Origin of the sequence: Pseudomonas sp. CHM02 (assembly GCF_000612585.1) — a bacterium.
Lineage (GTDB): Bacteria > Pseudomonadota > Gammaproteobacteria > Pseudomonadales > Pseudomonadaceae > Aquipseudomonas.
The window spans coordinates 67,023-79,747 of record NZ_JFCA01000013.1; the positions used below are offsets into that span (position 1 = coordinate 67,023).

At 62.7% G+C, this 12,725-nt stretch carries 10 protein-coding genes; 3 read left to right on the plus strand and 7 right to left on the minus strand.

The window, feature by feature from the left end; all coding sequences use genetic code 11:
• The first annotated feature begins 10 nt into the window (after nt 1–10).
• Nucleotides 11–1,411, plus strand: coding sequence for a lyase family protein (locus tag BM70_RS0109000; RefSeq protein ID WP_025855700.1), 1,401 nt, complete (start codon nt 11–13; stop codon nt 1,409–1,411).
• Between the two features lie 51 nt (nt 1,412–1,462).
• Here the strand turns inward: BM70_RS0109000 and BM70_RS0109005 are convergent, their stop codons facing one another.
• The 6 genes from BM70_RS0109005 to urtA all read right to left on the minus strand — a co-directional run bounded on the left by BM70_RS0109005 (nt 1,463) and on the right by urtA (nt 7,424).
• Nucleotides 1,463–2,281 (minus strand): hypothetical protein, encoded by an 819-nt coding sequence (locus tag BM70_RS0109005; protein WP_025855701.1) that lies wholly within the window; start codon nt 2,279–2,281, stop codon nt 1,463–1,465.
• 254 nt (nt 2,282–2,535) lie between these two features.
• Nucleotides 2,536–3,225, minus strand: a complete 690-nt coding sequence (urtE, locus tag BM70_RS0109010) for an urea ABC transporter ATP-binding subunit UrtE (RefSeq protein ID WP_010564286.1) — start codon at nt 3,223–3,225, stop codon at nt 2,536–2,538.
• Nucleotides 3,226–3,235: 10 nt separating this feature from the next.
• The gene (gene urtD / locus BM70_RS0109015) at nt 3,236–3,994 is read right to left on the minus strand and encodes an urea ABC transporter ATP-binding protein UrtD (RefSeq protein ID WP_025855702.1); all 759 of its coding nucleotides are present in this window, start codon (nt 3,992–3,994) and stop codon (nt 3,236–3,238) included.
• The gene (urtC, locus tag BM70_RS0109020; protein ID WP_025855703.1) at nt 3,991–5,154 is read right to left on the minus strand and encodes an urea ABC transporter permease subunit UrtC; all 1,164 of its coding nucleotides are present in this window, start codon (nt 5,152–5,154) and stop codon (nt 3,991–3,993) included. Before urtC ends, urtD begins: the two co-directional genes overlap by 4 nt.
• Nucleotides 5,155–5,164: 10 nt before the next feature.
• Complete coding sequence (gene urtB, locus BM70_RS0109025; RefSeq protein ID WP_025855704.1) at nt 5,165–6,082, minus strand: urea ABC transporter permease subunit UrtB; 918 nt, start codon at nt 6,080–6,082, stop codon at nt 5,165–5,167.
• Between the two features lie 133 nt (nt 6,083–6,215).
• Nucleotides 6,216–7,424, minus strand: coding sequence for an urea ABC transporter substrate-binding protein (urtA, locus tag BM70_RS0109030; RefSeq protein WP_043274194.1), 1,209 nt, complete (start codon nt 7,422–7,424; stop codon nt 6,216–6,218).
• A 310-nt stretch (nt 7,425–7,734) separates the two neighbouring features.
• Here urtA and BM70_RS0109035 point away from each other — a divergent pair, with 310 nt between their 5' ends.
• Together BM70_RS0109035 and BM70_RS0109040 are read left to right on the plus strand one after the other, a co-directional pair.
• Entirely contained in the window at nt 7,735–11,118 is a 3,384-nt protein-coding gene (locus tag BM70_RS0109035; RefSeq protein WP_025855706.1) for an ATP-binding protein, read from the plus strand.
• A complete protein-coding gene (locus tag BM70_RS0109040) occupies nt 11,093–11,758 on the plus strand; it encodes a response regulator (protein WP_025855707.1) in 666 nt (221 codons plus the stop codon). Before BM70_RS0109035 ends, BM70_RS0109040 begins: the two co-directional genes overlap by 26 nt.
• Nucleotides 11,759–11,861: 103 nt before the next feature.
• Here the strand turns inward: BM70_RS0109040 and BM70_RS0109045 are convergent, their stop codons facing one another.
• On the minus strand, nt 11,862–12,692 hold the full coding sequence (locus BM70_RS0109045) for an IclR family transcriptional regulator (protein WP_025855708.1): 831 nt from the start codon (nt 12,690–12,692) through the stop codon (nt 11,862–11,864).
• Nucleotides 12,693–12,725: the final 33 nt, after the last annotated feature.

Below are 12,725 nucleotides of genomic sequence, written 5' to 3' on the forward strand. Positions count from 1 at the left end.
GGGCCTCTTGATGATCACTCTGCGAATCGAACACGACGCGTTCGGCCCGGTGTCCATACCGGCCGACCGTTACTGGGGCGCGCAAACCCAACGGGCGCTGGAGGTGTTCGGCAGCAAACAGCCGTTCCCCGCCAGCCTGATCCGCGCCTTTGGCCAGCAAAAACGTGCGTGTGCCCGCGCCAATGCACGCCTTGGCGCACTGGCGCCGGCCTTGGCGCAGGCGATCGAACAGGCCGCCGAAGAGTTGGCCAGGGGCGACCTTGACCACCACTTTCCGCTGTCGATCTGGCAAACCGGTTCCGGCACCCAGACCAACATGAACGCCAACGAGGTGATCGCCAACCGCGCCAACCTCACGCTCGGTGGCGAACTGGGCAGCAAGTCGCCGGTGCATCCCAACGACCATGTGAACCGCTCGCAGTCGTCCAACGACAGCTTCCCCACGGTGATGCACCTGACCACCGTGCTGGAGCTGCGTGGCCGCCTGCTGCCCGCCCTCACCCAACTGGGCCAAGCGCTGACCACCAAGGCCGACGCCTGGCAGGATGTGCTGAAAATCGGCCGTACCCACCTGATGGATGCGGTGCCCATGAGCCAGGGCCAGGCCTTTGGCGCGTTTGCCGAACAGATCCGGCATGGCATCGCACGTATCGAAGCGTGTATGCCGCGTCTGCGCCTGCTGCCCCAGGGCGGCACGGCGGTGGGCACCGGGCTGAATACACCGGCAGGTTTTGACTTGGTGTTCTGCGAGGAAATCAGCCAACTCACGGGCATTGCGTTCGAAACCAACCCGTGCAAGTTCGAAGGCATGGGCACCCACGACGCACTGGTGGAAGCCTCCGGTGCGCTGAATGTGCTGGCGGTGTCACTGACCAAGATCGCCAATGATATCCGCCTGCTCGGCTCGGGCCCGCGCTGCGGCCTGGGCGAACTGCTCGTGCCCGACGACGGCCTGACCTCCTCGATCATGCCCGGCAAACGCAACCCGACCATCGCCGAAGTCCTGGTGCAAGCGGCGATGCAGGTGATGGGCAACCACACCACCATCACCCTGGCGGGGGCATCCAGCACCTTCGAATTGAACGTCGCCAAGCCGGTGCTGATCCACAACCTGCTGCACTCGATCGACGTGCTCAGCGACTGCATCAGCCTGTTCACCCACAAGCTGCTGGACGGCCTGGAGGTGAACCGCCCGCAACTGGCGCGCAACGTTGAGCATTCGTTGTTGATGGCGACGGTGCTGAACCCGGTGCTGGGTTATGACCGCGTGGCACAGATCACCCGCAAGGCCGCGGACGAGGGGTTGTCGCCCAAGGACGCGGCGGTGCGACTGGGGTTGATCAGCGCCGAAGAGTACGAGCAACGGGTAAGGCCGGAAATGATGATCGGACCGGCCGCCCGGGCATCGTAGTCACTGGCAAGCGGCTCGCCAGTGTCCTGAACCGATGGGCCAGCGCCGGGTTCAGGAACTGGCGGACACCGACGCCGTCACTCGGTTGGACACGCGATCAGTGGTGCCGCGCCCGATAATGCCGTCGGGCTTGTCACTGTCGTGGTCGGAGTCCAGTTCGCGATTGAGCTTCGGTCGGCTGAGGATTTCCCTGGCCAGCACCGTCATGCGGTCGTCCACCGGGTTGCCCGTCAGCGGTCGCCCTGCGACTTCACGAAGCGATGCCTGGGTGATGGTTGGACCGCCATCCGTGTTGGGTTTGAAGTAATCAAAATTATTGCCCAGTTCCATCGCCAGATCTGCGTCGGTGGTGTGTTTGAAGTGTTGAGTGAGCTCGGCACCCTGTGGGTGCATGCCGCCCCCGTACGATGACGCGTACATACCATCGATGACCGGTTGCTCGGGTACATGCCTGTCGAATACCTGGGGACGATGGGCTGCCCAGCTCTCGCCGTAGCCATTGTCTATACGATGACGCTGCATGGCACCGTCATACCTGCGCGGCCCATCCTGCATGATCGACGCTTCCTGCAACTCAAAGTGTTCGGCCACGTTATGTGCATCCCCCAGGCTGATCAGCCCATCTTCACAGCCGCCGTGGTTGATTGCATCGAGCAAGTGATTCATTTCCGGACGGCCGAGCACTTCCCTGGCCAGCAGGGTCATCCGGTCGTGAAGCGGGTCACCGATCAGCGGCCGGTTGCCCGCGTGCTGAAGCACGGCCTGCGTGACGAAGCCGGACGGTCCCTGGAAGTAACTGAAGCCCTCGACAAAGTCCCGCGCGACCACCGAATTGGGCGCCGGGCGATAGTCGCCAAATGAGGGTTTCATCGCGGGCTGACAACCAAACCCCGGGTTACTGCCCAACGGGTAAAAAGACGTAGATTGACCGTAGTGATTACTTATCATCGCAATACCTCAGATGGTTGATGCATAGAAAGTGACCAACGCCCGAGCCGGCATTTGATCAGCGCTCATCTGTGGCAATAGGTAAGACGACGGTTCCATCAAGCGCAGTCCGCAATAGCACTGACGGGCAGGAAAACTTACCCGCATACACCTCCAGGAGATAAGACCCGAATCGCTCAGACCGACAGGTACCGACTGATCGTCGCCTCATCCACCCGATCCCGGGTTTCTTCGATCACGAAGCGGCCCTTCTCGATCACCAGGAAGCGATCGGCGATTTCCAGGGTGAATGACAGCACCTGCTCCGACACCACAATGGTCAGGTCGCGCAGGTTGCGAATCTCCTTCAGCGTGCGCGCAATGTCCTTGATGATCGACGGCTGGATGCCCTCCGTCGGTTCATCCAGCAACAGCACCTTGGGGTTGGTCGCCAGCGCCCGGGCAATCGCCAGTTGCTGTTGCTGGCCGCCAGACAGGTTGCCGCCCTTGCGCGATTGCATGTCGTAGAGCACCGGGAACAGCGCGTACAAATCTTCCGGCACCTTGCCACGCGCCGACGCCGGCAGGCCGGTCTGGATGTTTTCGAGTACCGTCATGCTCGGGAAAATCATGCGACCCTGGGGCACATAGGCGATACCACGCGCCACCCGCTCATGGGTTTCCAGCGCGGACACATCGTGGCCATCCACACTCACCTGGCCTTTCCACTGCGGGAGGATGCCCATCAGGCTCTTGAACAAGGTGGTCTTGCCCATGCCATTGCGGCCCATTACCGCGACAATCTCGCGCTTGGCCACGTTCAGGTCCAGGTCGTGGAGGATCTGGCTCTGCCCGTAGCCGCAGGACAACTGGTCGATCTTGAACATGCGCGGCTCCTCAGTGGCCCAAATACACTTCGATGACTTTCGGGTTGCTTTGCACCGACTCCATGCTGCCCTCGGCCAGCACCTTGCCCTGGTGCAGCACCGTGACCTTGTGGGCGATGCTTTTGACGAACTCCATGTCGTGCTCGATCACCAGCACCGAACGGCCCTGGCTGATGCGGTTGAGCAGCTCGGCGGTCTGCGCGCGCTCGTTGACGCTCATGCCGGCCACCGGTTCATCCAGCATCAATAACTCGGGGTCCTGCATCAGCAGCATGCCAATCTCCAGCCACTGCTTTTGCCCGTGGGACAGCAGGTCGGCCTGTTGTTGCAGCAGGTCGCCGAGGAAGATCTCCCGCGCCACTTCCTCCACCCGTGCGATCACTTGGGCGTTGCGCTTGAAGAACAGCGCGCCCCACACCTTGCGCCCGGCCGGATAGGACATCTCCAGGTTCTCGAACACCGTGAGGTTTTCGTAGATCGACGGGTTCTGGAACTTGCGGCCCACGCCGGCACGCACGATGTTGTACTCGCGCATCTTGGTCAGTTCCTGGCCGTCGAACTGGATGCTGCCGCTGGTGGCGCGGGTCTTGCCGCAGATCAGGTCGAGCACTGTGGTCTTGCCGGCGCCGTTGGGGCCGATCACCACGCGCACTTCATTGCGGTCGATATACAGGTTGAGGTTGTCGACCGCCTTGAAGCCGTCGAACGACACGGTGAGGCCTTCGATGGCCAGCACCGGTTTTTTCATTTCAAAGCCGACGGCGGTCATGGCTGGGTCTCCAGAATCTTGCTGTTGGCCTTGGGTTTGACCGGCGGGTTCACCGGGGTCGCCGCCACGGGTGTGCGTCGCAGCACCCTGGCCAGCGCCTGGCGCCCATGGCTGTCCCACAAACCAGCCAGGCCGTTGGGGAAGTACATCACCACCGCAATGAACAGCCCGCCCATCAGGTACAACCACAACTCGGGGAAGGACTCGGAAAAGTAGGTCTTGCCGTAGTTCACCAGCAGCGCGCCATACACCGCGCCGAGCAGCGACATGCGCCCGCCCACGGCGGCAAAGATCACCATCTCGATCGACGGCACGATGCCCACGAACGACGGCGACATAAAGCCCACCTGCAAGGCAAACATCGCCCCGCCAATCGCCGAGAATGCGGCGGCCACGCAGAACACGAAGATCTTGAAGCTGGCCACGTCATACCCGGAAAAGCGCACGCGTTCTTCCTTGTCGCGCATGGCCATCAGCAGCCGGCCGAGCTTGGACGCGAGGATGAAACGGCCAATGAAAATGCAGCCGAACAGCAAGCCGGCGTTGATGAAGTACAGGATCAGCTTCGCGCTGTCGGTGCGCAGGTCCCAGCCAAGCAGGGTCTTGAGGTCGGTGATGCCGTTGACGCCACCGGTCAAGCCTTGCTGGCCAACGATCAGTACCGTGAGGATCAGCGCAATCGCCTGGGTGACGATGGAGAAATACACATCGCCCACGCGCCGCTTGAACAGCGCCATGCCGATGATGAACGCCAGCAGCACCGGCACCGCGATCACCGCCACCAACGTGAAGCTGAAGCTGTGGAACGGCTGCCACAACCACGGCAGTTCGGTGATCTGGTTCCAGTCCATGAAGTCCGGAATGCCCGGTGTGGACTGGATCTTGGTGCTCTCCGGGTCCGAGGCCTCAAGCTTGAGGAACATCGCCATGCAGTAGCCGCCAACCCCGAAGAACACGCCCTGCCCCAGGCTGAGAATGCCGCCATAGCCCCAGCACAACACCAGGCCGACCGCGACAAACGCGTAGGTCAGGTATTTGCCGACCATGTTCAGGCGGAACGCATCCAGGGTCAGGGGGAATACCACCAGGATCAACAGCGCCAGCAACACGATGCCGATCAGGTTTTGCTGGCCGCCCAGCAGCTTGTCTAAAGCCTTCATCCGGTCGCCTCTACTTGCGCACTTTGATGGAAAACAACCCTTGCGGGCGCAGCATCAGGATCAGAATCACCGAGGACAAGGTGAGTACCTTGGCCATCGAGCCACTGAGGAAAAACTCCGACAGCGATTGGGTCTGGGCAATCACGAAGGCCGAGGCGATGGTGCCGAACAGGCTTTGCGCGCCGCCGAAGACCACCACCAGGAAGGTGTCGACGATGTACTGCGAGCCCGCCGTCGGCCCGGTGGAACCGATGGTGGTGAACGCCGCACCGGCCACACCGGCCACACCGCAGCCCAGGGCGAAGGTCATGCGGTCGACCTTGCGCGTATTGATGCCCACCGCACGGCTCATCAGACGGTTCTGCACCGTGGCGCGTACCTGCAGGCCCCAGCGCGAGCGGTAGAGCATCAGGAAGATCGCGGCAGTGAGCAGCAGGGTCAGGGCCATCATGAACAGGCCGTTGCGCGGAATCTCGATGGCATCGGTGAAGTTCACCGAACCCATCAGCCAGGCCGGCGGTTCGGCGCTGACTTCGCGGGCGCCGAACACCGAGCGGAAGGTCTGCTGCATCACCAGCGACAAGCCCCAGGTGGCGAGCAAGGTGTCCAGCGGCCGCTTGTACAACCGGCTGATCATCGCCCATTCCACCAGCCAGCCGATGGCGCCAGCGACGAGAAATGACAGGGCGATGGCGAAGAAGAAGTAATAGGGTTGGAAGCTCGGCACAAAGTGCGCCGTGAGGCTGGAACACACGTAGGTGGTGTAGGCGCCGATGGTCAGGAACTCACCGTGGGCCATGTTGATCACGCCCATCTGGCCAAAGATGATCGCCAGCCCCAATGCCATCAGCAACAGCACGCAGAACACGGACAAGCCGTTGAACCCCTGCATCGCCGCGATGGCTCCAAATTCCGATAGCCATTCCATGATGATGGTCTCCTGAGAGCCAGGTTGAAAACAGACCTGTAGGAGCCGGCTTGCCGGCGATCCAGGCACCTCGGTATTTCAGTTGCACCAAGGGGATGCCATCGCCGGCAAGCCGGCTCCTACGGGGGGCAGGTTATTGGTAGCCTTTCGGGAACGGGTTCGGCTCGATCAGATCCGACTCGTAGATCACCTTGAACTGGCCGTTGGGCTGCACTTCACCGATGCGCGACTTGCTCCACAGGTGATGGTTCTCGTGGATCTTCACATAGCCTTCCGGCGCGGTTTTCAGCTCGATGCCTGGCGACGCGGCCACGACTTTATCCACATCGAAGCTACCGGCTTTCTCCACCGCGGCTTTCCACAACCATGGCCCGAGGTAGGCCGCCTGGGTCACGTCGCCGATCACTGCATCCTTGCCATACTTGGCCTTGAAGGCCTCGACGAAGGCTTTGTTGTTGGGGTTGTCCAGGCTCTGGAAGTACTTCATCGAGGCATAGAAACCGGCCATGTTTTCGCCGCCGATACCGAGCAGTTCGTCCTCGGTCACCGACAGGGTCAGCAAGGTCTGCTTGGACGCATTCACGCCCGCCGCGTTGAGTTGTTTGTAGAACGCCACGTTGGAACCGCCCACCACCGCCGCAAACACCACGTCAGGCTTTTTCAGCTTGACCTTGTTGATCAGCGAGCCGAACTGGGTGTTGCCCAGCGGGTAGTAGTCTTCACCGACCACCGTGCCGTGCAGGACGTTTTCGATGTGCTTGCGCGCGATCTTCATCGAGGTGCGCGGCCAGATATAGTCGGAGCCGACCAGGTAGAAGGTCTTGGCGCCCTTGGTCTTGGCGATCCAGTCGAGGCTGGCGAGGATCTGCTGGGTGGCTTCCTGGCCGGTGTAGATCACGTTTTTCGACTGTTCCAGGCCTTCATAGAAGGTCGGGTAGTAGAGCAGGCCGTTTTCTTTCTCGAAGATCGGCAGCACCGCTTTGCGCGAGGCCGAGGTCCAGCAGCCGAACACGGCGGCGACCTTGTCGTTGACCAGCAACTTCTTGGCTTTTTCGGCAAAGGTCGGCCAGTCGGACGCGCCGTCTTCCTGGATCACCTTGATCTGCCGTCCCAGGATCCCGCCCGAGGCGTTGATCTGTTCGATGGCCAGGCGTTCGGCCTGGATCGAGCCCGTTTCGGAAATCGCCATGGTGCCGGTGGCCGAGTGCAACTGGCCGACGGTGACTTCGGTCGGGGTCACGGCCAGGCCTTCGTTATCGGCCAGCACGCCCTGGCTGAACAGAGCGGCCGCCAGCAATGACAGGGCCAACAGCGGTTTGGAGCGGATCAATCGTGGTGCCATGGGGCGACTCCTCTGCAATGAGGGGTCCAGCATGGCGGCAGTGGGCCAGTGCGGGTATACGCAGCCTGACGTAACGGCGTACGTCATTTGACGTATGCCACTGCGCACCCTTTCAGGGCAGATTGTGGCGAGCGGGCTTGCCCCGCGCCGGGCTGCGAAGCGGCCCCAAAAATAGGAGTACTGATTTCAGGGCGGCTTCGCCACCCTGGCGCGGGGCAAGCCCGCTCACCACAAAAGCCAGCTGCCACATTTTGAATCGGGGCACGGAACTTGCTCATCCACCTTGCCCACTCCCCGGAGCCATCCTACCGTGCACCCTCCTCCCGGCACCCAGCGCATCGTCAAGATCCGCCGCGACTACAACACCTGGGTCGCCGACGAGACCATGGAAGACTACGCCCTGCGCTACACCCCCAAGTCCTTTCGAAAGTGGTCGGAGCTGCGTATTGCCAACACCGCCCTGGGCGCGGTGTCGTTCCTGGCGCTGGAGGCCATCGGCGGCGTGTTGGCCTTGAGCTACGGGTTCACCAACACGTTCTGGGCGATCCTCGCCATCAGTATGGTGATCTTCCTTACCGGCTTGCCCATCAGCTACTACGCGGCGCGCTACGGCGTGGACATGGACCTGCTCACCCGTGGCGCCGGCTTCGGCTATATCGGCTCGACCATCACCTCGCTGATCTACGCCAGCTTCACCTTCCTGTTCTTCGCCCTGGAAGCGGCGATCATGGCCCTGGCGCTGGAGCTGTATTTTCATATCCCGCTGGCCCTGGCCTATGTGATCTGCTCGCTGCTGGTGATCCCGCTGGTGGCCTACGGCGTGACCCTGATCAGCCGCCTGCAACTGTGGACGCAACCGATCTGGCTGCTGTTGCTGGTGCTGCCCTACGGTTTCGTAGGGTGGAAAAACCCCGATGCCTTCAGCGACTGGACCAGCTTTGTCGGGCGTAGCAGCGAGGGTGGCGACTTCAACCTGTTGGCGTTCTGTGCCGCCTGCACCGTGGCACTGTCGCTGGTGACGCAGATCGGCGAACAGGTGGACTACCTGCGTTTCCTCCCGGAAAAAACCGCCGCCAACCGCAAGCGCTGGTGGGCCGCCCTGCTCTGCGCCGGCCCCGGCTGGATCATCCCCGGCGCCTTGAAGATGTTCGCCGGCGCGTTCCTGGCCTTTCTGGCGCTGCAACATGAAATCCCCATGGAGCGCGCCGCCGAGCCGACCCAGATGTACCTGGTCGCGTTCCGCTACGTGTTCAGTTCGCCGGAATGGGCACTCGGCGCGATGGTGCTGTTCGTGTTCATCTCGCAGATGAAGATCAACCTGACCAATGCCTACGCGGGCTCGCTGGCCTGGTCCAACTTCTTTGCCCGCGTGACCCACAGCCACCCCGGCCGCGTGGTGTGGCTGGTGTTCAACGTGGCCATCGCGCTGATGCTGATGGAGCTGGGCGTGTTCGACGTGATCGACCAGGTGCTGGGGCTCTACGCCAATATCGCGATTGCCTGGATCGGCACGCTGGTGGCGGACCTGGTGATCAACAAGCCGTTGGGCCTGTCGCCCAGGCACATCGAGTTCAAGCGCGCGCACCTCTACGACATCAACCCGGTGGGCGTCGGCTCGATGCTGATTGCCTCGCTGCTGTCGATCCTCGCCCACTTCGGCCTGTTCGGCAGCCTGGCCCAGGCGGCGCCGCCCTTCGTGGCGCTGGGAACAGCGTTGATCATGGCGCCGCTGCTGGCCTGGCTGACCCAGGGCAAGTACTACATCGCCCGCACCAGCGACGTGCAGCTGATTCACCCGGTCGCGCCCGCGACCCACGCGGTGTGCGGCCTGTGCAGCAACCCGTTCGAGACCGCAGACATGGCGTTCTGCCCGGCCTACAGCACGCCGATCTGCTCGCTGTGCTGTTCGCTGGATGCGCGTTGCGGTGATCGGTGCAAACCCCACGCACGCCTGGTCACCCAGTTCGAAGGCGTGCTGCGCTGGTTGCTGCCCAACACGATGATGCCGCGCCTGCACACGCGCCTGGCCCATTACCTGGGGTTGTTGCTAGCGCTGGTGTTGATGCTTGCCGGCGCATTGGCCTTGATCTATGTGCAGGCGGCGCAGGGTTTGCCTCATTCGGAGACCTTGTACCAGGCATTCTTCAAGGCGTTCCTGACCCTCTCGGTACTGGCCGCCGTGCTCGCGTGGTGGGTGGTGCTGACCCGCGAAAGCCGTGGCGTGGCCCAGGAAGAATCCGACCGCCAGACCCTGCTGCTGATGCAGGAAATCGACGCCCACAGCCTCACCGACCAGGCCCTGCAGCAAGCCAAGGAAGCCTCCGAGGCAGCGAATGCCGCCAAGAGCCGCTACGTCACCGGGCTGTCCCATGAACTGCGCACGCCGCTGAACAGCATCCTCGGCTTCACCCAGATTCTGCAGCGCGACAGCGCCATGCCCGAGCAGCATCAGGATGCGTTGGCGACCATCCTGCGCAGCGGCTCGCACTTGGTGTCGTTGATTGATGGCTTGCTGGATGTGGCCAAGATCGAGGCCGGCAAGTTGCGCCTGGAACAGACGGAAATCCCCTTCCCCGAACTGCTCCATGACCTGGAACAGATGTTCACCCCCCAGGCCCAGGACAAGGGCCTGCGCTTTCGCCTGGACTGCGTGGGCAAGATCCCGGCGGTGGTGCGCGGCGATGAAAAGCGCGTGCGTCAGATCCTGATCAACCTGCTGGGCAACGCGGTGAACTTCACCGACAGCGGCGAGGTGCGCCTGCGGGTCAGTTATATGCGCGAGACCGCCAACTTCGAGATTATCGACACCGGTATCGGCATCGATCCGGGGCAGTTGGAGCGGATTTTCCAGCCGTTCGAACGCGGCGACCTGATGCGCCAGGACAACGGTGTGGGCCTGGGCCTGACCATCACGCGCATGCTCACCTCATTGATGGGCGGCGAGTTGCGAGTGACCAGTGAGTTGGACAAGGGCACCTGCTTCCAGGTGCGGCTGTTCCTGTCCCAGGTGCGCGCACCGCAAGCCGTGGTGCATGTGGAGCACGACATCATCGGCTATCAAGGCAAACGGCGGCGCATCCTGGTGGTGGATGACCACGTGGACCATCGCAAGGTGCTCAGCGGCATGCTTACGCCTTTGGGTTTCGAGGTGATCCAGGCCAGCAATGGCCAGGACGCGATCCGCCAGGTGGCGTTGCTGGCGCCCGACCTGATCCTGATGGACCTGTCGATGCCGACCCTGGATGGCTATGAAACCAGCCGCCTGATCCGCCGTAATGCGCTGTCCACGGCGCCCATCATCGTGATCTCGGCCAACGCCTTTACCGACGACCGCGAGCGCAGCATTGCCGCCGCCTGCAACGACTACCTGGCCAAGCCCGTGCGCACGCCGGAACTGCTTGGGCGCTTGCAACAGCACCTGGGCCTGCACTGGCTGCGGCGCACCCAGAGCCGGGTGCCACCACCGCCACCCAGCGTCTTGCCCAGCCCGGAAGACCTGGCGGCCCTCGCCGAACTCAGCGCCATCGGCTACGTGCGCGGCCTGCACGAAAAACTCGACAGCATCCTTGCGCAGAGCCCCGACACCGAGCCTTTCGTCAGCAAGGTGCGCGGGCTGCTCAAGGGTTTCCGCCTGGATGAACTCAACCGAACTCTCAAGGAGGCCGAAGATGAATGCACTCACCCGCAGCACTGAACCCGGCGTCGTGCTGATCGTGGACGATACCCCGGATAACCTGGCGATGCTCTCCGACGCGCTCGACGAGGCCGGCTACATGGTGCTGGTGGCCCTCGACGGCCTCAGCGCATTGAACCGCGTGCAACGCCGGCGCCCTGACCTGATCCTGCTGGACGCGATGATGCCCGGCCTGGACGGCTTCGAAACCTGCCGCCGGCTCAAGGCGCAACCCGCCAGTGCGGATATCCCGGTGGTGTTCATGACCGGGCTGACTGACACCAAGCACGTGGTGCAGGGCTTTGAAGTGGGTGGCAGTGACTACGTGACCAAGCCGATCCAGACCGACGAGGTGCTGGCGCGGGTGGCGGCGCATTTGCGTACATCGCGGATTTTGCTCTCGGCGCGGGAGGCGCAGCAGCCGAGTGTGTTGACGCTGGAAGATGCGCCGGCGCAGCGGCTGCTGTCGGCCCGGTTCCAGTTGACCGAGCGCGAGGTGGAGGTGTTGCGCTGGGTGGCGTGCGGGAAGACCAATCGGGATATCGGCGATATTCTGGGGTTGAGCCCGAGGACGGTGAACAAGCATCTGGAGCATGTGTATGTGAAGCTCGGCGTGGAAACCCGCACGGCGGCCACCTCTGTCGCGTTGGCTGCAATCTAAAAATGTGGGAGCTGGCTTGCCTGCGATAGCGGTGGGTCAGTTTGCATCTAAGTGGCTGACATTCCGCCATCGCAGGCAAGCCAGCTCCCACATCGGATTCGCATTACCCACCAAAGGTGTGTGAGGGCCGCCTCAACGTTGGATCGAACGGATTGATGCGCGGCCCGATCGCCGCCGCTTCGCGCTTGAGCAACTCCACCACCATCGGCAACCGGCTCGGCCCCAGGCGGTCGCTGATGGTTGCCACGCTCAACGCCGCCACCGCATGCCCATCGCGATTGAGGATCGGCACTGCCAACCCGGCCATGCCTTCCAGCACGCCGGTGTTGCGCGCCGCATACCCCAGGTTGCGCACGTTCTCCACTTCCGAACGCAGCAGCACTTCGTCATACAGATGGAAGTCCTTGAGCCGTGGCAGGTTGTAGCGGATTACGGTTTCGCGCTCTTCCTCCGGCAAAAACGCCAGGATCGCCAGGCTGCCCTGCCCCACGCCCAATGCCACGCGCCCGCCGATATCGCCGGTGAAGGTGCGGATCGGGTACGGGCCTTCGCTGCGGTCCAGGCAGATCGCATCGAAGCCGCTGCGCGCCAGCAGGAACAGCGAATCACCCAATGAAGCACTCAGGCGCAGCATGCTCGGGCGCACCAGGTCGCGCAGGTTGCCGGTCTTGCCCGCATTGGCCGCCAGGGCGAAGAACTCCAGGCTCAGGCGATAGCGCTTGCTGCGTGCGTCCTGCTCGACCATGCCTTCGTCCATCAGGCTGCGCAGCAGGCGGTGGGTAGTGGGCTGCGAGAGGCCGACCTGTTGCGCAAGTTGGGTGACGCGTTCGCCGCCCTCCGGCACTTCACCCAGGGTGCGCAGCAGCGCGAACAGACGAGACACGCCGCCCGCCCCAACCTCTTTGCCATTTTCATTTCGATCAGTGGAATCCATAACTACCAATCTCTTTGTAAATTCCGGTGAGTG